Raw genomic sequence first — 22910 nt, 5'->3', positions numbered from 1 at the left:
GCCTCAGCGGGACAGCCGCTCCAGCGGCTCGTCGGTCAGCCGGTACTTCAGCCACTCGTCCTGCCGCACGGCGCCGAGCTTGTCGTAGAAGGCGATGGACGGCTCGTTCCAGTCGAGCACCGACCACTCCAGGCGCTGGTAGCCGCGTTCGGCGCAGATCCTGGCCAGCTCCGCCATCAGCGCGCGGCCGTGGCCGCCGCCCCGGTGCTCGGGGCGCACGTACAGGTCCTCCATGTAGATGCCGTGCACGCCGCGCCAGGTGGAGTAGGTCAGGAACCAGATCGTGAAGCCGACGGGCTCGCCGTCCTGCTCGGCCATGTGGGCGAACGCGGCGGGCCGCTCGCCGAACAGCGAGCCGCGCAGCATCTCCTCGGTCACGCGGACCTCGTGCAGGGCGTTCTCGTACGCGGCCAGCTCGCGGATCATGCTCACGATGGCGGGGACGTCTTCCGGGGCGGCGGGGCGAATCATGCGCACAGGGTAGCCAGCGCTTTTGGTTGAACCGTCCACCGCCCCCGTACGTCGTTACAGCAGAACGGTATTCGGGGGACCGTCTGGAAGCTCAGCCCGGATGACCGAATGGGGACGGAAACCGTGGGCGTTTTAGAGGAGCTGGGGGTTCGCCTGCCCTCGTATCCGGACATCAGGCTCGCGCTCGTGCTCGGTGAGCGCGCTTTGTACGTGAACGGGGACCTGCAGACCGCCAGGCGCTGGTTCGACTCGGCCTACCGGCAGGCCGAGTCGCGCGGCGACGTGCCCGCCCTGGCAAGGGCCGCGCTCGGCCTGGGCGGGGTGTGGGTGCAGGAGCACCGCACGTGCGCGGAGTCGGAGATGGTGCGGGCGCGGCAGCGGCACGCGTTGTCGCTGATCGATCCGTACTCGCCGCTGGCGCTGCGGCTGCGGATCAGGATGACCGGGGAGGAGGACTACAGCGCGGGCGGGCACGAGGAGATCCTGCGGCTGGTCGCGCGGGCCAGGAACGCGGGCGAGCCGGCGGCGCTGGCCGAGGCGCTGAGCCTGGCGCACCACTGCCTGCTCGGCCCGGAGCACGGGCCGGCGCGGCTGGAGCTGGCCAGGGAGCTGATCGGCCAGGCGGCGGTCACCCGGCGCAGGGGCGACCTGCTGATGGGCCTGCTGTGGCGGACGGTCGACCTCTACCTGGCCGCCGACCCGCACGCCGGACGCTGCCTGGAGGAGTTGCGGGGCCTGCTGGCCGAGCACGACCACCTGGCGGTCGGGTTCGTGACCGACGTGATCAGGGCGATGCTGGCCGTCAGGGCGGGCCGGTTCGACCAGGCGGAGAAGATGGCCGGCGACTGCTTCGAGCGCGGCCTCAAGGCCGGCGACATGGACGCCACCGGCTGGTACGGCGGCCAGATCGGCGCCATCCGCTGGTACCAGGGCCGTACGGCCGAGCTGCTGCCGGTGCTGGCCGACCTGGTCAGCTCGCCCACGCTCAGCCCGGTCGACAACTCCTACCTGGCGGCCCTGGCGCTGGCCGCGGCCACCTCGGGCGACCGCAGGGCGGCGGCCGGTCACCTGGCCCGGCTGCGCGGCCGGGACCTGGACGACCTGCCGAGGTCGAGCACGTGGCTGTTCTCGATGTACTGCGTCGTCGAGACCGCCCACCTGCTCCAGGACGCCGACACCGCCGCCGAGGCGTACGCGCTGCTGCTGCCTTTCGCCGGGCTGCCGGTGGTGGCCAGTCTGGGTGTGGTCTGCCTCGGCTCGGTGCACCACAGCCTGGGCATGGCCGCGCTCACGACCGGCGACGTGGACCGCGCCGCCGGGCACCTGGCGGAGGCCGTACGGGCCGACCTCGCGCTGGGCCACTGGCCCGCCGCGACGCTGTCGCGCTGGCGGCTCGGCCAGGCGCTCGCGCTGCGCGACGGGCCGCAGGACAAGGCGGCGCGCGCCCACCAGAGCGCCGCCGCGCAGGAGGCCAGGGACCTCGGCATGGCGCTGCCCGCCGTGGTCGGCAGGGCGGCCGCGGCGAACGGGGCGTTCCGGCTGCGCAGGCACGGGCGGCACTGGCAGGTGGAGCACGGCGGGCGGCTGGTGGTGGTCGAGCACAGCGTCGGCATGGGGCACCTGGCGACCCTGATCGCCAATCCGGGGCGGGAGATCCTGGCCGCCGACCTGGCCGCGGGCGCGCCGGCGCAGGAGAGCGAGCCCGCCTCGGCGCAGCCGGTGCTGGACGACCTGGCCAGGGAGACCTACCGGCAGCGGCTGAGCGAGTTGCAGGCCGAGATCGACGAGCTGGAGGCGATGAACGACATCGAACGGGCCGCCGCGCTGCGGCTGGAGCGCGAGTGGCTGGTGGCCGAGCTGTCGGCGGCGACCGGGATCGGCGGGCGGGCGCGGCCGTTCACCGGCACGGGGGAACGCGCGCGGATCGCCGTCGGCAAGGCGATCAGGCGGGCGATCTCCCGCGTCTCCTCCGCCGACCAGGCGCTGGGGGAAGAGCTGCGGGCCACCGTACACACGGGCGTGCGCTGCAGCTACCGGCCTCGCTGACGGCGGTCCGGGCGCGCCCCCCGCGGCGCGCCCGGACCTCCTCGTCCGGGACACTGGTCGCAGGAACCAGACGAACGGACATAAAGCATGGAACACCGCACACTCGGACGTACGGGACGCCAGGTCGGCGTCGTGGGCCTCGGCGCGTGGCAGCTCGGCGCCGACTGGGGCGAGGTGAGCGAGGTCGAGGCGTCCGCCACCCTGGAGGCGGCCGTGAAGGCGGGCGTCACCTTCGTCGACACCGCCGACGTCTACGGCGACGGCCGCAGCGAGCAGATCGTCGGCCGCTTCGCCAAGGGACATCCCGGGCTCACCGTGGCCACCAAGATGGGCCGCAGGATGGCGCAGGTGCCGGCCAACTACGTGATGGACAACTTCCGCGCCTGGAACGAGCGCTCCCGGCGCAACCTCGGCGTGGACACCCTCGACCTGGTCCAGCTCCACTGCCCGCCCACCCCGGTGTACTCCTCCGACGCGGTCTACGACGCCCTGGACACGCTGGTCGCCGAGCAGAGGATCGCGGCGTACGGCGTCAGCGTGGAGACCTGCGAGGAGGCGCTGACCGCCATCGCCCGGCCGGGCGTGGCCACCGTGCAGATCATCCTCAACGCGTTCCGGCTCAAGCCGCTGGAGCGAGTCCTGCCCGCCGCCCGCGCGGCCGGGGTGGGCGTCATCGCCCGCGTCCCGCTGGCCAGCGGCCTGCTGTCGGGCCGCTACGACGAGCACACCGTGTTCGCCCCCGACGACCACCGCAACTACAACCGGCAGGGCGAGTCGTTCGACGTCGGCGAGACCTTCTCCGGCGTGGACTTCGGCACCGGGCTGGAGGCGGTGCGCAGACTGGCCGGGCTCGTGCCCGAGGGGGCGTCCATGGCCCAGTTCGCGCTGCGCTGGATCCTCGACCAGCCCGGTGTCTCGGTCGTCATCCCCGGCGCGCGCAACCCCGGCCAGGCGCGCTCGAACGCGACCGCCGCCGGCCTCCGCTCGCTCTCCGCCGAGACGCTGGACGCCGTGCGGTCGGTCTACGACGAGCTCATCCGGCCGCAGGTCCACGACCGGTGGTGACCCGTTGACGGTATGGCCTCCCGGGCCTAATGTTTAGGAAACTTTCCTAAGCAATTCTCGCCGCGCGCACACCTCCGAGGAGCCCCCGCATGAACGCGAGAAGATGGACCGCCGGCTGCGCCACGCTGACCGGGCAGACGTCCTACACCGGGATCACGGCGCACACGACCGTGAGCGTCTGGGTGGACACCCGCGGATGAGCCCCAACGGATACGGCGGCTTCCGTCAGCTCCCGTGACCCTTCCGCCTGCCGTACGCCAGGTAGGCGACGGGGCCGAACGGCTGCACGAAGATGCCCGGCCACCAGATGCCCTTCCAGCCGCGGATCTCCCGCTGCGGCCGGCGCCGCAGGTCCGCGGCGGCGGCCCCGGTGAGCACCAGCTCCGCCGAACCGAGCGCGAGCAGCATCGCCCGCCGCCGCTTCGACATGTCACTCCATCGCATTCCGATCGACCTCTCTGGCGGACGCCGCCTGTCCTCCAGTCGTCTACCGCACGCTTCCATGGTTAGACAAGTCCCCTTTTGTTCGGATAACCATCACCGCCGGATCGCGATCTCGTAGGAGTAGCGATCGCCCCGGTAGATCGACTTGGCCGCCTCGATCGCCCTTCCCCGCTGGTCGTAGGCCACCCGTTCGACCAGCAGCGCCGGCGACAGCGGCGCCGCCTCCAGCAGCGCCGCCTCCTCGGGCTCCAGCACCGTGGCCCTGATCGACTGCTCGGCCCGCTCCAGCCTGATCCGGTACGCCCCCGCCAGCACCTCGTACAGCGACCCGCCGAGCGGCCGGTCGAGCAGGCCCGGCACGTACGCGGCCGGCACGTGGGCACGTTCCAGGCACATCGGCGAACCGCTGGCCGTACGCACCCGGCACAACCGCACGACCGCGTCCGCCGGGCTGATGCCGAGCGCCTGCCCCACCCGCGCTCCCGCGGGCACCTCGGCCGCCTCAAGCAGCCGCGACCCCGGCTCCAGCCCGCGCCCTCGCATGTCCTCGCTGAACGACGTCAGCTCGATCGTCTTGGCGATGCTCCGGTGGGCGACGAACGTCCCCGCCCCCTGGACGCGGTAGACCCGCTGGTCGGTCTCCAGCCGGTCGACCGCCCGCCGCACGGTCAGCCTGCTGACCCCGAACTCCTCGGCGAGATCACGCTCGGCGGGCAGCCGTTCGCCCGGCTTCAGCTCGGTCTCGATGAGCGTGAGCAGATGGTCTCTGAGCTGGCCGATCTTCGTCACGGGTGGTCGTCCTCGGTCGGGGTGCGCCTCTTGACGCTCCGATCGTAATTGGGCTATACCAATCGAGCAACCTGGAGGTGGGCGTTCACCTCCATACCGACAGATTGGGCTGTACCAGATGGACGTGGTGACCGCGATCGAAGGCGGCCTGGTCGTGAGCTGCCAGGCCCCCGAGGGCCACCCCCTCCGCGACCCGCGCACCATCGCGCTCCTCGCCCGCTGCGCCGAACTGGGCGGCGCGGCCGGCCTGCGCGTCAACGGCCCCGAGGACGTCCGCGCGGTCAAGGCCGTCTCGCGCCTGCCCCTCATCGGCCTCGCCAAGGTCCCCCGCCCCCACGCCCGCCCCCTGATCACCCCGTCCTTCGCGTTGTGCGAGGACCTGGTACGAGCCGGCGCCGACATGGTCGCCCTGGAGGTGACGGCCGAGGCCGAACCGCAAGTCGGCGACCTGCCGGCCCTGGTCGAACGGGTGCGCGGGGAGCTCGGGGTGCCCGTCATGGCCGACGTGTCAACGGCCGAGGAGGGCCTGCGAGCCTGGGACCGAGGCGCCTCCCTGATCTCCACCACCCTCTCCGGCTACACCCCCTACACCACCGCCCACCCCCCGACCGTCCCCTTGAGAACCACCACCGCTGACCCCACCGCCGCCACCGACCCCGGCCCCAGGACCGGTTCCGCCCCTGGGCCGGGGCTCGCGCATGAGCCCGATCTCGACCTGGTCAGCGAGCTGGCCGCCCTCGGGATCCGTACGGTCGCCGAGGGCCGGCTGCGTACGGACGCCCACGTGGCGGAGGCGTTCGCCCGAGGCGCCTGGTCGGTCGTGATCGGCGGCGCCATCACCGACCCCCTTGCCATCACCCGCCACCTCACCGCGGCCACCCCCAAGGGAAGCCTCCGGTGACCCAACCCCCATCCACCCCCGCCCCCACCACACCGGCGAACCCATGACCAACCCCGCAGAACACCACACGACCAGCACCCCACACCGCCCCACCGACGGCACCCCGGTCGTCCTCGGCATCGACATCGGCGGCACCAAGACCGCCGCCGCCCTGATCCCGACCTCCCCCGGAACCGAGCTCCACCTCTCCTCCCACGTGCCGACCTCCTCCAAGACGGAGGTCCACCTTCCCGCCCGCGTCCGGACGCCCGCCGAAGGCGGCGCGTCGGCGGTGCTGGCCGCCGCACTGGACCTGGCCGCAGACCGCCTCACCCAGGCACGCGCCGCCGGTATGAAGGTCATCGCCTGCGGAGTGGGCAGCGCGGGCACCATCGACGACAAGGGCGTGGTCACGCACGCCACCGACGCCCTGCCCGGCTGGCGCGGCACCGACCTGGCCGCCGCCTTCACCGACCGGCTCGGCCTGCCGGTCACGGTGCTCAACGACGTCCACGCCTGGGCGCTCGGCGAGGCCCGCCACGGCGCGGCCAAGGGCAGCCGTCTGGCCCTGGTCCTCACGATCGGCACCGGCATCGGCGGCGCCCTCGTACGCGACGGCGAACTGCTGCGTGGCCGCAACGGCATGGCGGGCTCCCTGGGCCACACCCCCGCCGTCCTGCCTCCGGGCGTCGCCGCCGACCGCCCGTGCCCCTGCGGCGCGACCGGCCACCTGGAGGCGTACGCGTCAGGCCCGGCGATCCTGTCCACCTACCGCGCCCGCGGCGGCACAGCCACCGACCTCCGATCCCTCCCCAACCCCCCGGTCCCAGGGCACCAACCCGTCACACAGAACCCGTCCGAGCCCACCGGCCTACCGGGCCTGCCCGGGACCACCGGCCAGCGGGACGTCACCGAGGCGACTGATCCCCTGGCCCGCGAGGTGATCCGTGAGGCCGCCCTCATCCTCGGCAGATCGATCGCGTCCGCCGCCACCCTCCTGGACCCCGACGTGATCGTCCTGGGTGGCGGCGTCACCGGTCTCGGCGACCTCCTGACCGTTCCCCTGATCGAAACCGTCCGCCGGTGCGCGCCGCGCGGCATCGGCTCCATCCCCGTCCGGCTCTCCGCCCTGGGCCTGCACGGAGCCGTCCTGGGCGCCGCCTCAGCAGCCATGCCCTGACTCCGGAGCACCGCCGGGCGCCACAGCTCCCCCTTGGGACAAGCTGCGCCAGCGCTCTCCCACCCCCCAGCAGACCACCCCGGCTCGCCGATGGTGGCGTGCGCAAGAGGCGGCGTGCCGAGGAGGCGTCAGTCGCGAGGGGGGAGGTGGAGCCAGATGTCGGGTGGGCCCAGGACGGGCCGGGCGTCGGTGAGCCGCAGCCCCGCGTACGCGCAGCAGTACGCCACAGCCTCCCCCTGGTACAGAAAGGCGGTCAGCACCTCGTCCGACGAGCTGTCCGGCGGCACCCAGCCCCCGCCCGGAAACGTGTCCCATTCCTCGATGACCCCGCCCCGCGAGCTGAACCCCTGGTCGCCGCTCTTCGGATCGGCGAACAGCGCGTGACAGACGGTCCCCACCGAGAGGCGGTTGATCACGTCGGCGCTCGTCACCTCGTGCCCCCGGCGTTGGCTGACCGCGCACCCGCCCGGCACGTCGGTGGCGCCCACCAGGCCGCCCCCCTCATCCGGGTACGGCTCGTCGAGGACCCCGTCGATCCCGGCCCCTTCGGCCACCGTCGCGCCCAGCCGCCACGCGGCCTCCGCCGCGGTGACGCCCGCGACGCACACCAGCCCCAGCCCTTCGTACTCGAAGTCGCCCAGGGCCTCGATCAGCCGCTCGGCCTCCAGGACGGCAGCGTTCTCCGCCGCCGACAGCGAGGGCTTGTCGCGCGGGAAGGGGAAGAACAGCCCCGGGTTGGGCCCGGCCAGGCTGAGCCGCCCGGGCGACCAGCCGCCCGTCATGGGGCGCCACGGATCGGCCCCCGCGGCGACCAGGGCGAGCGCGTTGTCCCTGCGGTGGGCGAACACGGCTCGCCAGAGAGCGCTACGCCCCTCGTACGCGGTGTCCACGTCGCCGGCCCGGCGGGCCAGTTCGGCGACCACCTCGGGCGAGCCGTACTCGGCGGCGAGGTGCAGTGGCGGCCCCTCATGCCACAGGTCGGCGTGGAGATCGGCGCCGGAGTCGAGCCGGGCGCGGATCTCGCCCAGATCGCACCAGTCATCCCAGTCCAGGCCCACCCATCCGGCTTCCTTGGTGACAACCACGACACTCCCCCAGAGGCAGCTTATCGAACACCAGTGCGAGCTTATCGCGGTTCCCGCGCCGGACAAGCCCTGACGGCCCTACCCGACCGCGCACGCGCACCCGTCAGCGCGAGGCGAACCGGCGAGGGCCTCGCAAGCCTCTGAACATGGACAGCAGTCGCAACCCGAGGGTCCGGCGACCAGACAAAACCCTAAACGCAGCGTCGCCACGCCTCGACCAGGAGTGACATAACCGTGCCCTTCCGGCGGTACACCCCTGTCTCCTCCGGCGCGTCTTCTCCCGTCCGGACCTTCCGTCCCTGGAGTGACGCCATGCGTACGAACCCGAGCACGGCCAGGATCGTCACCACCGCGGCCGCCCTGCTGCCCCTCACCCTCCCCCTGAGCGCTCCGGCCGAGGTGGCTGCAGCGGTGCCGCGTTCAGCGAGGCGGGCGGCCCAGGATCGCCCCCTCGGCGCCGAGGCCGACACCGGCCAGGGCGACCACGAGCAGGAGCGCGACGCACCGGGCTTGCCAACACATCACGACATCGGGTTAACATCGGTATATGGCGATTGATCCTGAGGGCGGCCGATGCGTCAGTGCCGACATCGCCGCCGGCATCTCCCCCGCGGCTGCGCTGTTCCACTCCCTGGCCGACGAGACCCGGCTGCGCATCGTCCAGCGACTGGCCCGTGGCGAGGCCCGCGTGGTGGACCTGACCACCCAGCTCGGGCTGGCCCAGTCCACGGTGTCCAAGCACCTGGCCTGCCTGCGCGACTGCGGCCTGATCGACTACCGCGCCGAAGGCCGCCAGTCGTTCTACTCCCTGACGAGGCCCGAGCTGATGGACCTGCTCGCCTCCGCCGAGCAACTGCTGGCCGCCACCGGCCGCACCGTGGCGCTGCGTCCCCTCCACGAGGGCCGTCCCACCGGTGGGACATCCGTCCCGAGCGGCCCTGCGGCCGCGCTCGACCAGCTCGGGGAGCCGAGCGGTGACCAGGTCGCGGGAGAGGCGGTGTCGTGACCGCCCTCAACCCCACCGCCCCGGCGCGGCGGACGGTCCTGCGGCGCCGTGTCCGGCTGCTGGTCGCGACGACCATCGCCTACAACGTGATCGAAGCGGTGGTGGCCATCACCGCCGGGACCCTGGCCTCCTCCGCGGCGCTGGTCGGGTTCGGCCTCGATTCGGTGGTGGAGGTCGCCTCGGCCGCCGCGGTGGCCTGGCAGTTCTCCGCCGCCGACCACGAGCGCCGCGAGCGGGCCGCGTTGCGGGTCATCGCGATCTCCTTCTTCGTGCTGGCCGCCTACGTCACCGTCGATGCCGTGCGTGCTCTGTTCGGCGCGGGTGAGGCCGAGCACTCCACTCCGGGCCTGGTCCTGGCCGCCCTGTCGCTGGTGGTCATGCCGTTCCTGTCCTACGCGCAGCGCCGCGCGGGCCGCGAGCTCGGCTCGGCCTCGGCGGTGGCCGACTCCAAGCAGACCCTGCTGTGCACGTACCTGTCCGGCGTGCTGCTGGTGGGCCTGGCGCTCAACAGCGCGTTCGGCTGGTCCTGGGCCGACCCGGTCGCCGCGCTGGTGATCGCGGCCGTCGCGGTCAAGGAGGGCCGCGAGGCATGGCGTGGGGACGCCTGCTGCGCCGTCCCGGCGGCCTCCGTCAGCGACGCCGAGGCGGAGGGCGACGGCTGTGGCACCTGCGCTCCCGGCTGTTCCTGCTGCTCGGCGTCCGCAGAGTGACATGGCCCCGGCCGCTCGCCCTGCCGCGTGCGCACGGAGCCGCCCGCTGACCGGCCCCAGCGTGTCTGCACCGTTCGCACCAGGGGAGAGGCGTCGTCGTGAGCACGGTCCTGGTCATGGTCGTCATGGTGGCCGCGACGTTCGCCACCGCGGTGTTGTCGGCGGTGGCCGGGTTCGGCGGCGGGGTGCTGCTGCTGCCGCTGTTCGTCGCGGTCCTGGGCACCCGGGACGCGGTCGCGGTGCTGACCGTCGCGCAGCTGGCCAGCAACGGCAGCCGCGTGTGGTTCAACCGGGCCGAGGTGGACCGGCGTCTGGTGATCATCTTCGCCGCAGGGGCCGTTCCCGCCGCCGTGGCCGGCGCGCTGGTGTTCGCCACCGCGCCGCTGGCCGCGCTGACCCGCGTCATCGGCGTGTTCCTGCTGGTCATGGTGGCCTGGCGACGTCGGCGGCCGCATGGCGTCCGGCTGGACGACACGGCGTTCGCGGCTGTGGGGGCCGCGTCCGGGTTCGGGTCGGCGCTGGTCGGCTCCATGGGGCCGATGGTCGCCCCGTTCTTCCTGGCCCGCGGGTTGCTGCGGGGCGCGTACATCGGCACCGAGGCCGCGGCAGCGGTGGTGATGCACCTGACCAAGCTGATCGTCTTCGGCGCGGCCGCCGTGCTCACCACGGCCGGCGCCGCCACCGGACTGGCCCTGGCACCGGCGAGCGCGGCCGGCGCGTGGGCGGGCAAGAAGATCGTCGAGCGGTTGCCCGCCGGCGCCTTCGTGGTGGCGGTCGAGGCGGGACTGGTCGCCTCCGGGCTGGTGCTCGTCATCACCGGAGGCTGACGCCCTCGCGGCGGCCCTTGACCAGCCCGGCCGGCCGCAGCTTGGCCAGGTGCCGGCTGAGTCGGGCAGCGAGATGTCCCCTTAACGGACATACGGTTTGATATCGGGATGGAATTGACGAAGGTGTTCACTTCTGAACAGTTCGAGCAGGGCCTGGAGTCCTGGCGCTGGATCGGGCTGGAGGGCAAGGTACCGGTGATCGCGTCCCTGTTCGGGGATGTGATCTTCCAGGCGGCGGACGGCTTCTGGTGGCTCGACTCGTTGCAGGGCACCCTCACCCGGTCGTGGGCGGACGCCGACGCGCTGCTGGCGGAACTGAACACCGAGGACGGTCAGGAGCACTACCTGCTGGCGAGCCTCGCGCAGGCGGCTGGGCAGCGAGGACTGACCTTGGCGGCCGGACAGATGTACGACTTCACGCGCCCACCGGTGCTCGGAGGCGAGGTGGGCGCGGACAACCTGCAAGTGATCGACTTCGTGGTCGGGCTGAACATCGCCGGCCAGATCCACCAGCAGGTACGCGCTCTGCCTCCTGGCTCTCCCATCAGCGGGATCACCATGAGTTGAGGACGTACAACGCCTCGGTACGGCCTCGTCGAAGCGATGGCGGTCGGCCGGGGGAGTCTCAGTCCGTCGTCCAGTGGCGGAGTTTGTTGGGGTTGCGTACTACCCAGATGTGCTTGATCCGGTCGCCCGCGACCTCGAACGCGAACACCGTCACGATGACGCCGTCCTGCTGAGCCACCAGACCGGGCTGACCGTTGACCGTGCGTTCCAGGAATGCCATGTCGTCGGGCCTGCGGCGGGCGAGGTCGACCCAGGCGCGTGCGATCCGCTCACCGCCTTCGATGGGATGCGGGAAGGTGACGGCCAGGCCGCCGCCGTCGGCGGTCGCCGTGGCGTCGGGGTCGAGCAGGCCGATCAGTGCCTCGATGTCCTGGGCCTCCCATGCCCGCTTGAAGTCCCTGACGACGCCGGCGGGCCGGGTGGCCGGAGTCGCGGAATACCGCGAGGCCCGGACGCGGCGGCGGGCCGAGGAGGCCAGCTGGCGGCACGCCGCCGGGCTACGGCCGACGATCTCGGCCACCTCGTTGAAGGAATGGCAGAAGACGTCGTGCAGGATGAACGCGACGCGTTCGGCCGGCGTCATCGATTCCAGGACGATCAGGAAGGCCAGGCTGACCGACTCGTCCAGAGTGACCCGGTCGGCGGGATCGGCGGCGGTGCCGTCGGGCAGCGGCTCGGGGATCCACTCGCCCACGTAGGTCTCCCGCCGGGCCCGTGCCGAGCCGAGCACGTTGAGGCAGATGCGGCTGGCGACCGTCGTCAGCCAGGCGCCGGGCGACCTGATGGCGTCCTGCTGTTGCCGGGACATGGCGTACCAGCGGGTGTAGGTCTCCTGCACGGCGTCCTCGGCCTCGGCCAGCGAGCCCAGCAGCCGGTACGCGAGATTGGTCAGGTGACGCCGCTCGCTCATGATCGCGTCCAGGCTCGGGTCGGGCCGGCTCTGTTCCGGCTCGGATCGGGTGGTCATGGCGCCGTCGCTCCCTGTGTCGCTGCCGTCCTCACCGGTTCCGACAAGACGGCGCACCGGAGTGTGAGGCGGCGCACCGGCCTCACATTCCCCAGGGCCGCGTTGTCGAGCTGCAGAGACCCACACATCATCCGGCGAACAGAAAGCTCACCGACATCATGACCATCTCAGTTCCGGAAACTCCGTTCGCCGACGCAGCGCCCGCCGAACGCCTGGAGCGGGCGGCCGCCGCCCTGACCGCGCACGGTTTCACCGTCGAGATCCTCGATGACGCCGCCGCCGCGCGTGCCCGGGTCAGGGAGCTGATCCCGGACGGGGCCGGCGTGTTCACCGGGTCCAGCGAGACCCTCCGCCTGTCCGGCATCGAGGAGGACATCAACACCGGCGGCCGGTACGAGGCCGTCAAGCCGCGCACCCTGGCCATGGACCGCGTCACCCAAATGGACGAGATCCGGCGGCTGCGCGCCAGCCCCGACGTCGTCGTGGGCAGCGTCCACGCGGTCACCGAGACCGGTTCCCTCGTGGTCGCCTCGGGCAGCGGAAGCCAGCTGCCCAGCTACTGCGGCGGCGCCGCCCGCGCGATCTGGATCGTCGGGGCGCAGAAGGTGGTGCCCGACCTGGACACCGCGCTGCGTCGCGTCGAAGACCACTGCCTGCCGCTGGAGAACGCCCGCGCCCAGGCGGCCTACGGGGCGCCCAGCGCCGTCAACCGCCTGCTCATCCTCAACGCGGAATACCAGCCAGGACGCGGCACCGTCCTGCTGCTCCGCGAGAGCATCGGATTCTGAACCACCGCCGGGCAGCGGCCCCGGATGCCGCCGGTTTGACCTTGACGGTGCGTCAACTTCTAGCATCAGGGGCCATGTCCATCACCGTTCTTGACACCTGCTCCGCCATGAAGCAGATCCTGCTGGCCCCGGTCGCGAAGCGCGCTGATCTGCTGCGTTCGATGCTGGAGGCCAACAGGGGCATGTACCGCTACCACCCCGGCGAGCTCGACCTGGTCGCCGTGCACCTCCAATCGTCAGGGTTCCCCATCGACCGTGACGAGGAGCGTTGCCTCGACGCGCTGGAAACCCTGGCGGCGGCCGGGGCCTGGGAGCGGATGCAACGCGCGCTCGACGACGCTCTGGCCGTACTGCTGGAGGCGACGCCGGGGCTGGAGGCCCCGGACATCACCGTGCTGTTCGTCCTCGGCGATCCGGCTGACAAGCACTTCATGGGCCCCTGTCTGGGGTTGACCGGGTTCGGCGGCATCTCGGGCAACATCGCCATCACGTTCTGGCCCTTCCCCGAGAACGTGGAGCGGCTGGAGGCCACCGTCGTGCACGAACTCAACCACAACCTGCGGTGGAGCCCGGGCGGGGTGGTGTGGGACCCGATGACCGTCACCGTCGGCGAGCACATCGTCGGCGAGGGCCTGGCCGACGCCTTCGCCCGCCAGCTCTACGGGGACGAGCTCGGCCCGGCCCGCATCGGCGTGCCGCACCTGCACGACGACGAAGTCTTCGCCAAGGTCCTCACCGGCCTCGACGTGACAGGCATGCACAACTTCACTGCCTGGGTGCATGGCGACCCCGGCGCCGAGCATCTCGGCGTCACCCCGGTGGGACTGCCGATGGGCGCCGGGTACGCCGCGGGCAACCGGCTGGTCGACACCTACCTGGCGGCGACCGGGCAGACCGCGGCGCAGGCACTGCGCGCCGACAGCTCGGAGATCATCGCAACCACGCTCCGCCGCGGGTGACACTGGAGCGATGGAGTGGACGATCCAAGAGCTCGCGGCGAGGGCCGGCATCACCAGCCGTACCTCGTCGCCGCCTGGGTCGCCGCGGTGAGGTCCGGGGTCTCTCCGACCTCGGAGCACGCTCAGTCGCTGGCCGCCCGGCACGTCCGGTGGCTGAGCCTGATCCCCGGCACGCCCACGGCCGAGGGCGACCGGGAGCGCTCGATCGAGATGGTGACCTGCCTGGGCGACATGTACGCAGACGACCCCCGCTTCGCCACCATGTACGACGACACCGCCGGGGCGATGTTCGTCCGCGACGCGCTCCAGGCGTACGCGCGGACGCGGATGTGACTCGCACGGGTCACGGAGGCGGGTCTCAAGCCGCTGAGGGAACTCCGGTCGGCGAAGTGAGCCCCGGGACCTACGGCGTCCTCAGAAGTAGCGGGACGTCAGGTCCGTCGTGGGCCAGGAGGAGACGCTGACCTTGTTCATGTCGTCGTCGATCGTGTCGAAGTCGAGCGACCCGGTCTCCTCCCTGCGGTTGAACACGACCGCGTAGCTGAAGCCGTTCTGCAGCCGGGCCAGGTAGGAGAACGTGCCGGGCATCGAGCCGTCGTGCCAGGTGTTGAGGTGGCCGGTGACCTGGCGCACCCACCAGCCGCCGCCGTACCAGGAGCCGTACTGGTTGACGCCGATCTCCGGCTTGGCGAACAGCTTGGCGATCGAGGCCGAGGTCAGCACCGTGCCGGGCTTGTCGAAGGCGAGCGTCCAGCGGACCAGGTCGACGGCGGAGGCGAGCCAGCCGCCGTTGGCGTCCTGGTTGGGCATGTTGAAGCCGCCGTACTGGTAGGGGACGACGGTGCCGGAGGTGTCCACCACCGACTTGTTCGTGTACTGCGACTCGTAGGCGACCTCGCCCGCCACGGCCTCGCTCCTGAGGCTGCGGCCGAGCCGCATGCGGGTGATGCCGAGCGGCTGGAGCAGCTTGGTCTTGATGTACGACTCGTACGACATGCCGGAGACCTTCTCGATGACGCGTCCCAGCAGCAGGTAGCCGTAGTTGCTGTAGACCATCTTGGCGCCGGGGTCGAAGTCGAGCCGCCGGGCGGTGGCGTACTTGATGATGTCGGCGTGGCTAATCGGCAGCGGCACGTCGAGCGCGGCCGAGATGGTGTGGTCCAGCCAGAGCTGGTCCTTGGAGACGTCGCGGTCCCAGCCGCCGAGGTGCTGCATGAGGCGCAGTACGGTGACCTGCCCCATGCGGGTGTCGAGCGGGGTGAGCCCGAGGAGCTGGGTGACCTTGGCCGACAGGCTGAGCTTGCCGTCCTGCACCAGGCGCATGATCGCGGCGGAGGTGATGTTCTTGCTCAGGCTGGCGATCCGGAACAACGAGGTCGGCGACACCGTGGGCAGGGCCCTGGAGAAGTCGTTGTAGCGGTAGCCCCGGGCGAGGACGATCTTGCCGCTCTTCATGATGGCGAGCTGCGCGGCGGTGATCCGCCGGTCCAGCACGAACTTCTTCACCACGTTGTCGAAACCGGCCAGCGAGGCGGGGGCGATCCCCGACATCTCGACCCCGGGTATGGGCTTCGCCGCCCGCGCCGCCGTTCCGGGCGCGAGAACCGCGGCCGGAACCGCGATCGCGCCCGCTTTGAGCAGATTTCGCCGGGACAGCAGCGTCACGTCAGGCCCCCAAGTCACATCCGTATCAATAGGCCACGTATCTTACGGATGTTTCGGTCATCCTTGACAAGAAGCTGCCAGATCGCCCAGCGAGCGCCGCCGGCCCGGCGACCCCGGCCGCCGGGCGGAGCACCGAGGAGGCTAGGCCCGCGTCATGGTGGACTGGTAGCCGCCGCCGGGCCACTCCCAGGCGCCGGCGTTGGTGTTGCCGTCCTCGCTGAACGTGCCGACGAAGCGGGCGGGCGAGCCCTGGTCGCCGTACCAGATGGTCAGCGTGTCGCCGCTGACCTCCCAGGTGTACTTCAGGATCTCGGCGCCCTGGCCGAAGAGGTGCGACTTGAGGGTCTTGCTCTCCTCGTCGTAGCCGATGTACTCGACGGCCTTGGTGTCGGCCAGGTCGACGTGCTGGACCAGGAAGTTGCCGCCCTCAAGCCATTCGAAGCGCACGGTGCCGGCGTCGGTCGGCTTGCCGTCCTCGACGTTGCTGACCCGCCAGGTGCCGATGAGGACGTCCAGCTGCTGGAGCGCGGGATTGGGGGATTTATCAGTCATTGGTGGTTTCCCTCCGTTTCAGGGTGACAATGCACGGCTTGGCGCGGCGGGACCAGCGGCCCGATGCCGTCCGGCGAGAGCCGGTGATTCGCGGCTGACCTGCGAGGACACCGATCGGCGGCACTCCGGTCGCGCGTCAAGCATCCCTTGGGATCGAGCCGATTGTCCACTGAAAGAGCACGTTGGAAGAAGCCGCGACACGGGTGCCGTGCGATTGTCGGGAGAAATGCTTTCGTGCGGGAATTGTCGCGCGGCAGCGAATAGGCTGGAGGATTTTCATGGATTCGCCGTCGGTCTCACGCAGGCCGCCGGCCCGCATCCCCGGCGCCGCTCCCGCTCCCGCCTTTCCTGTTCCACCGCCGGCCGCTTCGTCGCCGACCGCTCGCCTGCCCCTCGCCTTGAGCAGACCGTCCATCTCGATCCCAAGGAGCCGCATGTGAGCCGCCGTGGCTGGGTGCTGTTCGCCCTGATGTCCGTGATCTGGGGCATCCCCTACCTCCTCATCAAGGTCGCGGTCGGCGGCGTGCCGGTGCCCGTGCTGGTCTTCGCGCGCACCGCGATCGGCGCCGCGCTGCTCCTGCCGCTGGCGATCCGCGGCGGGCAGCTCGCGATGGTCCGGCGGTACTGGCGGCCGGTCACCGCGTTCGCCTTCCTGGAGATCCTGGCGCCCTGGTGGTTGCTGTCGGACGCCGAACGCCGGCTGACCAGCTCGACCAGCGGCCTGCTGATCGCCGCGGCCCCCATACTCGGCGTGGCGCTGGCCCGCCTGAGCGGCGGCGGCGAACGGCTCGGCAGGGCCCGCTGGGCCGGGCTGGTGGTCGGGCTGGCCGGCGTCGCCGTGCTGGCCGGGCCGCACCTGAGCGGCGGGGACGCCTGGTCGATGGGCGAGGTGCTGCTGACCGCGCTCTGCTACTCGATCGCCCCGCTCGTCGCCGACCGGCACCTGCGTGACCTGCCCACCATCCCGCTGACCGCCGCCTGCCTCACCCTGGCCGCCTTGGTCTACACACCCGCCGCGATCTGGACCTGGCCGTCCGCCATGCCCAGCGGGCAGGTACTGGCGGCGCTGGCCGGGCTGGGCGTGATCTGCACCGGGCTGGCGTTCGTGGTGTTCGTGGAGCTGATCAAGGAGGCCGGGCCGTCGCGGGCGCTGGTGTCGACGTACATGAACCCGGCGGTGGCGATCGTCGCCGGGGTGCTGATCCTGGACGAGCCGCTGACCGCCCTGATCGTGGTCTCGTTCGTGCTGATCCTGGGCGGGTGCGTGCTGGCGACCCGCGCCGAGGAGGAGACGCCCGCCCCGGCCGGCCCGCCGGAGCGGGCGGAAGAACTGGAAGTACGGTCCTGACCCTTTCTCGTTGACAGGAAGCTGCCGGGCGCGGGCAATTAGCTGAAGCCCGCGTTCCCGACACCGAAGTCGCACATCGAACACAATCATTGGTATCCGGCAACCAAGAAATCGATGGGTGACCTCCGATGACCACAGAACTGCTCCGCGATTTCATCGCGCACACCGAGAGAGAACCGTCCGCGCCGGCACTGCGCACCCGGACGGAAATCGTCGGCTACGCCGAACTGGCCGCACTGGCCGGACGGGCCCAAAAAGAACTGGACGCCCTTCCGCCGGGCCCGGTGGCGGTGCTCGCCCGCAAATCCCCGCAGGCGGTCGCGCTCGTGCTCGGCTGCCTGGCGGCCGGTCGTCCGCTGCTGCTGCCGCCGATCGACCTCGGCGCGGTCGCGCTCGGCGAGCTGTGCGCGCGGGCGGGCTGCGTCGAGGTGCTCGCCGCCACCCCCGAGGACGCCGCCGAGCACCCGGACGTGGTCACCACCGTGATCAGCGGGCGCGGCGGCGGGCCCGCCCCGCTGACGCCTGTCGCGGTCGCCGAGCAGGACACCGCGTTCATGCTGACCACCTCCGGCTCGACCGGGGCCCCGAAGATCGTGCCGCTGTCGGCGGGCGCGGTGACCCGGTTCACGCACTGGGCCGGCGACGCGTTCGGCCTGGGCCCCGGCGAGGTGGTGTTCAACTACGCGCCGCTCAACTTCGACCTGTGCCTGCTGGACGTGTGGGCCACGCTGCGGCACGGCGGATGCGTCGCCCTGGTCGACCCGGCCCTGGCCGCCAACCCCCGCTACGTCTGCGACTTCTTCACCGCCTCGCGGGTCACCGTGGTCCAGGGCGTGCCCATGCTCTACCAGCTGCTGGAGGAGGGCGTCTTCCCCGGCGTCCGGCACGTGATCGTCACCGGCGACCACGCGCCGGTGCCCCTGCGCGCCGCCCTGCCGCGCAAATTCCCGCGCGCCCGGCTGCACAACGTCTACGGCTGCACCGAGACCAACGACAGCTTCTGGCACGAGTTCGACGCCGCCGAGGCCGCCGGGCCCGGCCCCCTGCCGATCGGCCGGCCGCTGCCCGGCGTCGTCGCGGCCTTCGGCCCCGGCCTGGCGCCCGTCCCGCCGGACGACGGCGGCACCGAGCTCCTGGTCTGGACGCCGTTCCAGACCGCCGGGTACGTGACGCCTGACCCGGCCGCGGCGACCGGCCGGTTCGTGACCGGGCCCGACGGCCGCCGCTACTTCCGCACCGGCGACCTGGTCCGCCGGGACGCCGCCGGCCGGCTGTTCCTCGTCGGCCGGGACGACTTCCAGCTCAAGGTGCGCGGCATCCGGGTCAACCTGGAGCAGATCGAGCGGGTGCTGCTGGAGCACGACGACGTCGTGGAGGCCGCCGTCGTCCCGGCGATGGACGGCGCCGAGACCCGGCTCACCGCGTTCGTCCGCGGGACCGGCCCTGGGCGGTTGTCGGGGCTGCGCCTGCGTACGCACTGCGCGATGCGGCTGCCGCGGGCCGCGATCCCGTCCGCCATCAGGCTGGTCGAGCAGCCGTTCCCGCGTACCTCGACCGGAAAGGTGGACCGGAAGCGCATCGGCTGACACGCAAAGGCATATTGCGGGCACGCGCATTCTCGGAGATGCCGCCGCGGGCTCGCGCGTGTGATGCTGCCTTTCGTGGACATCACACGCCAGATTAAAGAATTCGTGGTGACCGAGTATCTCCCCGATACTCCGCCCGACGAACTCGAGGCCGACTACGACCTTTTCCGTAACGGGGTCATCAGCAGTCTGGGCCTGTTGAAGCTCATCGGCTGGATCAAGGACAGGTTCGACGTCCCGGTCGACGAGCTCGACATCGCCCCGGAGAACTTCCGGACCGTGGCGGCCATTCGTGAATTCGTCGGAACTGCATTATCAGCACCAGCAGAACGGACACTGCAATGATCATCCGCAAGATCTCTGACGTGACGCCGGTCGAGTGGGGGAACGGCCTGAGCCACCGCTTCCTGGTCGAGCGCGACGGCATGGGCTACTCGCTCACCGACACGATCGTCTGGGCCGGGACCAGCTCCCCCCTCCAGTACCGCAAGCACCTGGAGGCGTGCTACTGCATCAGCGGGCGGGGCGCCGTGATCGACGCCGACGGACGCCAGCACATCCTGGAGCCGGGCACCATGTACGCCCTCGACCAGAACGACCCGCACCACCTGATCGCCGACCCCGGCGAGGACCTGCGGCTGATCTGCGTCTTCTCCCCCGCGTTGCAGGGCGACGAGCGCCACCGGCTGGCTGAGGCTCAGTTCTCCCACTACTGACGGATCTGGTCACCCATGGACGAGTGGAGCGACACACACCGCGAGCTCCGGGCCGAGTTCGCCGACTGGTACGAGGTGCTGGGCGAAGGCCACCTGGACGCCGACCGGGCGGCGGGCCTCCCCGCGGAGAAGTGGGAGCAGGTGCGCGCCTCCGGGCTGCTGCGCCTGCCGTTCTCCGCCGAATGGGGCGGCCGCGGCCTGGACCTGCTCAGCACCATGTACGTCCTGGAGGGGCTCGGCGAGCGCTGCAGGGACGGCGGGCTGTGCTTCTCGCTCTGCACGCAGATCGTGAGCGCCGGGATCCCGCTGCAACGCTTCGGCAGCCCCGAGCTGAAGGCCCGCCACCTGCCCGGCATCTGCGCCGGGACGACGATCACCGCGCACGCGATCACCGACCCCGGGGGCGGGTCCGACGTGCTGGGCATGGGCATGACCGCCAAACAGGACGGCGACGACTGGATCCTCGACGGCGACAAGGTGCTCGTGACGAACGGCCCGGTCGCCGACCTGTTCGTGGTCTACGCGCTGACCGACCGCGACCTCGGCCCGTTCGGCCTGACCGCCTTCCTGGTCGAACGGGACACCCCGGGCCTGCTGGCCGGCCCGGACGTGCCCAAGATGGGGCTGCGCACGTCCCCGCTCGGGGAGCTGACCTTCCGCGACTGCCGTGTCCCGGCCGGGAACGTGGTGGGGCGGCCCGGCATGGGGTTCACCGTGCTGGAGCACGTGATGCGGTGGGAGATCCTGTGCTCCTTCATCGTCCAGGTCGGCGCGATGCGGCACCGGCTGGACCGCTGCGTCGAGCACGCCTCCCGGCGCCGCCAGTTCGGCCGTGCGATCGGCTCGTTCCAGATGGTCGCCGGCCGCATCGTGGACATGAAGATCGACGTGGAGACCGCGCGGCGCTGGTTGTACGACGCCGCGCGCGGCTTCGCGGCCGGCCGGGACGTCGCCACCGACATCGCGATCGCCAAGGTGGTGGCCAGCGAGGCGAACGTCAGGTCGGCGCTGGCCGCGATCCAGATCTTCGGCGGCAGCGGCTACCTGACCGGGACCGGGCTGGAGAAGGACCTCCGCGACGCGGTCGGCGGCACCATCTACTCCGGCACCTCGGAGATGCAACGGATCCGCATCGCCCGGATGCTCGGCCTCAAGGAGTCACACACATGACCGCTGCCCTGGCCCCCACGAAGTTCCTCGACGCCGGCCACCCCGTGGTGCGCGAGTTCGCCGAACGGGCCGTCGAAGGCGCCACCACCCCCACCGAGCGGGCCGTACGCCTGTACTACAAGGTGCGCGACGACATCCTGTACGACGTCTACGACATCGACATGTCCCGCGACGGCCTGCGGGCCAGCACGATCATCTCCCGCGGCAGCGGCTTCTGCCTGCACAAGTCGGTCGTGTACGCCGCCGCCGCCCGTTCCCTCGGCCTCCCGTCCCGGTTGGTGTTCGCCGACGTGCGCAACCACCTGGCCTCCGGGCGGCTCAAGGAGCTCGTCGGCGGCGACGTGTTCCGCTTCCACGGCCTGGTCTCCGTCCAGCTCGAAGGGCGCTGGGTGAAGGCCACCCCCGTGTTCAACAAGATGCTCTGCCGGCTGTACCGCCTGAAGCCCCTGGAGTTCGACGGCACCGCCGACAGCGTCTACCACCCGCACGACGACTCAGGTCGGCGGCACATGGAGTTCCTGCACTGGCACGGCGAGTTCGACGACTTCCCCTACGAGCTGGTCCTGGAGGGGTTCCGGACGGCCCACCCCGGGCTGCTGGGCGGCCGGGACCAGACCGTGAAGGGCTCGCTGACCGCAGAAGCGGGCGTCTGACCCCCATCGACGAAGTCCCTTTTGAGAGGTATCCGTTGAACGAGCGCGTCAAATACACCCTGAACGAGGACGACATCCCATACACCTGGCTGAACATCGCCGCGGACTTCGGCGAGCCGGCCCCCATCCTCGACCCGGCCACCGGCGCGGCGATCAGCCGCGCCGAGCTGTGCAGGACGATCGCCGAACCGCTGGTGGACCAGGAGCTCAGCACCGAGCCGGAGTTCGAGATCCCCGGCCCGGTCCGCGACATCTACCGCCAGTGGCGGCCGACCCCGCTTTACCGGGCCCGCCGCCTCGAACGCGCCCTCGACACCCCGGCCCGCATCTACTACAAGTACGAGGGCGTCTCGCCGGTCGGCAGCCTCAAGCCCAACTCGGCGGTGCCGCAGGCGTACTACAACAAGCAGGTCGGCAAGACCGGGCTGGTCACCGAGACCGGCGCGGGCCAGTGGGGCAGCTCGATCGCCTCGGCCGCGGCGATGTTCGGGCTGAGCGCGCAGGTGTTCATGGTGGGCGTCAGCTACCGGCAGAAGCCGTACCGCCGGGCCCTGATGGAGGCGTACGGCGCGGTCTGCAATTCCAGCCCCAGCCCGCTGACCGCGGCCGGACGGGCCGTGCTGGCCGAGGACCCCGACCACCCGGGCAGCCTCGGGATCGCCAAGTCCGAGGCCCTGGAGGTCGCCTACGGCAACCCCGAGCTGGGCTACACCCGCGGCAGCTCGCTCAACCACGTGTGCGCGCACCAGACCGTCATCGGCCAGGAGGCGATGCTCCAGATGGAGCTCGCCGAGGACTACCCCGACATCGTGGTCGGCCCCTGCGGCGGCGGCAGCACCCTGGCCGGGATGTGCTTCCCGTTCCTGCGCGACAAGCTCCGCCGCGGCCGAGACATCCGGCTCATCGCCGCCGAACCGGTCGCCTGCCCCACCCTGACGCGTGGCCGCATCGCCTACGACCACTCCGACGCGGCCCGGCTCACCCCGCTGTCCCGGATGCACACGCTGGGCCACAAGTTCGTGCCGCCGCCCGTGCACGCCGGCGGGCTGCGCGCTCACGACATCTCCCCGCTGATCAGCCGGGCCGTCGAGAACGGGCTGATGGAGGCGGTCGCGATGCGGCAGAACGACTGCTTCGAGGCAGGCGTGCTGTTCGCCCGCGAGGAGGGCATCGTGCCCGCCCCCGAGTCCGCGCACGCGGTGCGCGCCGCCATCGACGAGGCGCTGCGCTGCCGCGAGGAGGGCCGCTCGAAGGCCATCCTCATCGCCCTGTCCGGACACGGCCACTTCGACCTGGCCGCCTACGAGAAGTTCCAGGCCGGACTGCTGCCCGACGACGCGCCGACGGACGAGGACCTCGAACACGGCTTGTCGAGCATCCCCGACCTCGCCCGCGCCTGACCACATCGCGCCCCGCGGCCTGCCCCGACCGGCAGG

The 22910-nt window shown here is 71.5% G+C and carries 27 protein-coding genes; 19 read left to right on the top strand and 8 right to left on the bottom strand.

The features are described from left to right. Positions 1 to 3 precede the first annotated feature (3 nt). Positions 4 to 471: a GNAT family N-acetyltransferase gene (locus ACIHAD_RS06450; RefSeq protein WP_397353311.1), complete on the bottom strand. Its 468-nt coding sequence runs from the start codon at positions 469 to 471 to the stop codon at positions 4 to 6. Between the two features lie 123 nt (positions 472 to 594). On the opposite strand from ACIHAD_RS06450, the gene ACIHAD_RS06445 reads away from it, so the two are divergent. Together ACIHAD_RS06445 and ACIHAD_RS06440 are read left to right on the top strand one after the other, a co-directional pair. Continuing rightward, a complete protein-coding gene (locus ACIHAD_RS06445) occupies positions 595 to 2517 on the top strand; it encodes a hypothetical protein (RefSeq protein ID WP_397353310.1) in 1923 nt (640 codons plus the stop codon). Between the two features lie 87 nt (positions 2518 to 2604). Continuing rightward, positions 2605 to 3582, top strand: a complete 978-nt coding sequence (locus ACIHAD_RS06440) for an aldo/keto reductase (protein ID WP_397353309.1) — start codon at positions 2605 to 2607, stop codon at positions 3580 to 3582. 225 nt (positions 3583 to 3807) lie between these two features. Here ACIHAD_RS06440 and ACIHAD_RS06435 read toward each other — a convergent pair whose 3' ends face one another. Beyond that, complete coding sequence (locus tag ACIHAD_RS06435; protein ID WP_397353308.1) at positions 3808 to 4011, bottom strand: hypothetical protein; 204 nt, start codon at positions 4009 to 4011, stop codon at positions 3808 to 3810. A 108-nt stretch (positions 4012 to 4119) separates the two neighbouring features. After that, complete coding sequence (locus tag ACIHAD_RS06430; RefSeq protein ID WP_397353307.1) at positions 4120 to 4815, bottom strand: GntR family transcriptional regulator; 696 nt, start codon at positions 4813 to 4815, stop codon at positions 4120 to 4122. A 118-nt stretch (positions 4816 to 4933) separates the two neighbouring features. Between ACIHAD_RS06430 and ACIHAD_RS06425 the strand changes: the two genes are divergently transcribed. Together ACIHAD_RS06425 and ACIHAD_RS06420 are read left to right on the top strand one after the other, a co-directional pair. Continuing rightward, positions 4934 to 5716 (top strand): N-acetylmannosamine-6-phosphate 2-epimerase, encoded by a 783-nt coding sequence (locus ACIHAD_RS06425; protein WP_397353306.1) that lies wholly within the window; start codon positions 4934 to 4936, stop codon positions 5714 to 5716. 43 nt (positions 5717 to 5759) lie between these two features. Beyond that, complete coding sequence (locus tag ACIHAD_RS06420) at positions 5760 to 6875, top strand: ROK family protein (protein ID WP_397353304.1); 1116 nt, start codon at positions 5760 to 5762, stop codon at positions 6873 to 6875. Between the two features lie 128 nt (positions 6876 to 7003). Here ACIHAD_RS06420 and ACIHAD_RS06415 read toward each other — a convergent pair whose 3' ends face one another. Beyond that, a complete protein-coding gene (locus ACIHAD_RS06415) occupies positions 7004 to 7960 on the bottom strand; it encodes an ankyrin repeat domain-containing protein (RefSeq protein ID WP_397353303.1) in 957 nt (318 codons plus the stop codon). Between the two features lie 312 nt (positions 7961 to 8272). Between ACIHAD_RS06415 and ACIHAD_RS06410 the strand changes: the two genes are divergently transcribed. From ACIHAD_RS06410 to ACIHAD_RS06390, 5 genes are all read left to right on the top strand, one after another. Next, positions 8273 to 8518: a hypothetical protein gene (locus tag ACIHAD_RS06410; RefSeq protein ID WP_397353302.1), complete on the top strand. Its 246-nt coding sequence runs from the start codon at positions 8273 to 8275 to the stop codon at positions 8516 to 8518. Next, a complete protein-coding gene (locus tag ACIHAD_RS06405; RefSeq protein ID WP_397353301.1) occupies positions 8508 to 8966 on the top strand; it encodes an ArsR/SmtB family transcription factor in 459 nt (152 codons plus the stop codon). The genes ACIHAD_RS06410 and ACIHAD_RS06405 overlap by 11 nt, the downstream gene beginning before the upstream one ends. Beyond that, positions 8963 to 9676 carry a cation transporter gene (locus ACIHAD_RS06400; protein WP_397353299.1) on the top strand — a complete coding sequence of 238 codons (714 nt, stop codon included), beginning with the start codon at positions 8963 to 8965 and terminating at the stop codon, positions 9674 to 9676. Before ACIHAD_RS06405 ends, ACIHAD_RS06400 begins: the two co-directional genes overlap by 4 nt. Before the next feature lie 98 nt (positions 9677 to 9774). Further along, complete coding sequence (locus tag ACIHAD_RS06395; protein WP_397353298.1) at positions 9775 to 10503, top strand: TSUP family transporter; 729 nt, start codon at positions 9775 to 9777, stop codon at positions 10501 to 10503. Between the two features lie 123 nt (positions 10504 to 10626). Continuing rightward, complete coding sequence (locus ACIHAD_RS06390; RefSeq protein WP_397353297.1) at positions 10627 to 11070, top strand: T6SS immunity protein Tdi1 domain-containing protein; 444 nt, start codon at positions 10627 to 10629, stop codon at positions 11068 to 11070. Positions 11071 to 11128: 58 nt separating this feature from the next. Here the strand turns inward: ACIHAD_RS06390 and sigJ are convergent, their stop codons facing one another. Then, positions 11129 to 12037 carry an RNA polymerase sigma factor SigJ gene (gene sigJ / locus ACIHAD_RS06385; protein WP_397353296.1) on the bottom strand — a complete coding sequence of 303 codons (909 nt, stop codon included), beginning with the start codon at positions 12035 to 12037 and terminating at the stop codon, positions 11129 to 11131. 158 nt (positions 12038 to 12195) lie between these two features. On the opposite strand from sigJ, the gene ACIHAD_RS06380 reads away from it, so the two are divergent. The 3 genes from ACIHAD_RS06380 to ACIHAD_RS06370 all read left to right on the top strand — a co-directional run bounded on the left by ACIHAD_RS06380 (position 12196) and on the right by ACIHAD_RS06370 (position 14117). Then, entirely contained in the window at positions 12196 to 12825 is a 630-nt protein-coding gene (locus ACIHAD_RS06380; RefSeq protein WP_397353295.1) for an LUD domain-containing protein, read from the top strand. 74 nt (positions 12826 to 12899) lie between these two features. Continuing rightward, on the top strand, positions 12900 to 13784 hold the full coding sequence (locus ACIHAD_RS06375; RefSeq protein WP_397353294.1) for a DUF2268 domain-containing protein: 885 nt from the start codon (positions 12900 to 12902) through the stop codon (positions 13782 to 13784). A gap of 15 nt (positions 13785 to 13799) precedes the next feature. After that, the gene (locus ACIHAD_RS06370; protein ID WP_397353293.1) at positions 13800 to 14117 is read left to right on the top strand and encodes a TipAS antibiotic-recognition domain-containing protein; all 318 of its coding nucleotides are present in this window, start codon (positions 13800 to 13802) and stop codon (positions 14115 to 14117) included. Positions 14118 to 14198: 81 nt separating this feature from the next. Here ACIHAD_RS06370 and ACIHAD_RS06365 read toward each other — a convergent pair whose 3' ends face one another. From ACIHAD_RS06365 to ACIHAD_RS06355, 3 genes are all read right to left on the bottom strand, one after another. Then, positions 14199 to 15449, bottom strand: coding sequence for a serine hydrolase domain-containing protein (locus ACIHAD_RS06365; protein ID WP_397353292.1), 1251 nt, complete (start codon positions 15447 to 15449; stop codon positions 14199 to 14201). 141 nt (positions 15450 to 15590) lie between these two features. Continuing rightward, a complete protein-coding gene (locus tag ACIHAD_RS06360) occupies positions 15591 to 16001 on the bottom strand; it encodes a hypothetical protein (RefSeq protein WP_397353291.1) in 411 nt (136 codons plus the stop codon). Positions 16002 to 16137: 136 nt separating this feature from the next. Then, the gene (locus tag ACIHAD_RS06355) at positions 16138 to 16416 is read right to left on the bottom strand and encodes a hypothetical protein (protein WP_397353290.1); all 279 of its coding nucleotides are present in this window, start codon (positions 16414 to 16416) and stop codon (positions 16138 to 16140) included. A gap of 21 nt (positions 16417 to 16437) precedes the next feature. Here ACIHAD_RS06355 and ACIHAD_RS06350 point away from each other — a divergent pair, with 21 nt between their 5' ends. The 7 genes from ACIHAD_RS06350 (at position 16438) to ACIHAD_RS06320 (ending at position 22874) form a co-directional block, all read left to right on the top strand. Next, the gene (locus ACIHAD_RS06350) at positions 16438 to 17349 is read left to right on the top strand and encodes a DMT family transporter (RefSeq protein ID WP_397353289.1); all 912 of its coding nucleotides are present in this window, start codon (positions 16438 to 16440) and stop codon (positions 17347 to 17349) included. 128 nt (positions 17350 to 17477) lie between these two features. Beyond that, entirely contained in the window at positions 17478 to 18935 is a 1458-nt protein-coding gene (locus tag ACIHAD_RS06345; RefSeq protein WP_397353288.1) for an AMP-binding protein, read from the top strand. Positions 18936 to 19010: 75 nt separating this feature from the next. Further along, a complete protein-coding gene (locus ACIHAD_RS06340) occupies positions 19011 to 19280 on the top strand; it encodes an acyl carrier protein (RefSeq protein WP_397353287.1) in 270 nt (89 codons plus the stop codon). Further along, on the top strand, positions 19277 to 19651 hold the full coding sequence (locus ACIHAD_RS06335; protein ID WP_397353286.1) for an ectoine synthase: 375 nt from the start codon (positions 19277 to 19279) through the stop codon (positions 19649 to 19651). Before ACIHAD_RS06340 ends, ACIHAD_RS06335 begins: the two co-directional genes overlap by 4 nt. Before the next feature lie 15 nt (positions 19652 to 19666). Further along, a complete protein-coding gene (locus ACIHAD_RS06330; RefSeq protein ID WP_397353285.1) occupies positions 19667 to 20821 on the top strand; it encodes an acyl-CoA dehydrogenase family protein in 1155 nt (384 codons plus the stop codon). Continuing rightward, positions 20818 to 21474 (top strand): transglutaminase family protein, encoded by a 657-nt coding sequence (locus tag ACIHAD_RS06325; RefSeq protein ID WP_397353284.1) that lies wholly within the window; start codon positions 20818 to 20820, stop codon positions 21472 to 21474. Before ACIHAD_RS06330 ends, ACIHAD_RS06325 begins: the two co-directional genes overlap by 4 nt. Positions 21475 to 21509: 35 nt before the next feature. Then, the gene (locus ACIHAD_RS06320; protein ID WP_397353283.1) at positions 21510 to 22874 is read left to right on the top strand and encodes a TrpB-like pyridoxal phosphate-dependent enzyme; all 1365 of its coding nucleotides are present in this window, start codon (positions 21510 to 21512) and stop codon (positions 22872 to 22874) included. Positions 22875 to 22910: the final 36 nt, after the last annotated feature.

Source organism: Nonomuraea sp. NPDC052265 (assembly GCF_044547985.1).
Taxonomy (GTDB): Bacteria; Actinomycetota; Actinomycetes; order Streptosporangiales; family Streptosporangiaceae; genus Nonomuraea.
Note: the sequence above shows the minus strand (reverse complement) of the source record. Positions and strands in the feature narration are given on the sequence as shown.

Bases quoted from the DNA above. Each gene is read 5' to 3' on its own strand.
- ACIHAD_RS06360 (WP_397353291.1), bottom strand. From the start codon at position 16,001: ATGACTGATAAATCCCCCAATCCCGCGCTCCAGCAGCTGGACGTCCTC.
- ACIHAD_RS06440 (WP_397353309.1), top strand. From the start codon at position 2,605: ATGGAACACCGCACACTCGGACGTACGGGACGCCAGGTCGGCGTCGTG.
- ACIHAD_RS06450 (WP_397353311.1), bottom strand. From the start codon at position 471: ATGATTCGCCCCGCCGCCCCGGAAGACGTCCCCGCCATCGTGAGCATG.
- ACIHAD_RS06375 (WP_397353294.1), top strand. From the start codon at position 12,900: ATGTCCATCACCGTTCTTGACACCTGCTCCGCCATGAAGCAGATCCTG.
- ACIHAD_RS06380 (WP_397353295.1), top strand. From the start codon at position 12,196: ATGACCATCTCAGTTCCGGAAACTCCGTTCGCCGACGCAGCGCCCGCC.
- ACIHAD_RS06355 (WP_397353290.1), bottom strand. From the start codon at position 16,416: ATGGACGGTCTGCTCAAGGCGAGGGGCAGGCGAGCGGTCGGCGACGAA.
- ACIHAD_RS06325 (WP_397353284.1), top strand. From the start codon at position 20,818: ATGACCGCTGCCCTGGCCCCCACGAAGTTCCTCGACGCCGGCCACCCC.
- ACIHAD_RS06330 (WP_397353285.1), top strand. From the start codon at position 19,667: ATGGACGAGTGGAGCGACACACACCGCGAGCTCCGGGCCGAGTTCGCC.
- ACIHAD_RS06420 (WP_397353304.1), top strand. From the start codon at position 5,760: ATGACCAACCCCGCAGAACACCACACGACCAGCACCCCACACCGCCCC.
- ACIHAD_RS06405 (WP_397353301.1), top strand. From the start codon at position 8,508: ATGGCGATTGATCCTGAGGGCGGCCGATGCGTCAGTGCCGACATCGCC.
- ACIHAD_RS06345 (WP_397353288.1), top strand. From the start codon at position 17,478: ATGACCACAGAACTGCTCCGCGATTTCATCGCGCACACCGAGAGAGAA.
- sigJ (WP_397353296.1), bottom strand. From the start codon at position 12,037: ATGACCACCCGATCCGAGCCGGAACAGAGCCGGCCCGACCCGAGCCTG.
- ACIHAD_RS06435 (WP_397353308.1), bottom strand. From the start codon at position 4,011: ATGTCGAAGCGGCGGCGGGCGATGCTGCTCGCGCTCGGTTCGGCGGAG.
- ACIHAD_RS06410 (WP_397353302.1), top strand. From the start codon at position 8,273: ATGCGTACGAACCCGAGCACGGCCAGGATCGTCACCACCGCGGCCGCC.
- ACIHAD_RS06425 (WP_397353306.1), top strand. From the start codon at position 4,934: ATGGACGTGGTGACCGCGATCGAAGGCGGCCTGGTCGTGAGCTGCCAG.
- ACIHAD_RS06335 (WP_397353286.1), top strand. From the start codon at position 19,277: ATGATCATCCGCAAGATCTCTGACGTGACGCCGGTCGAGTGGGGGAAC.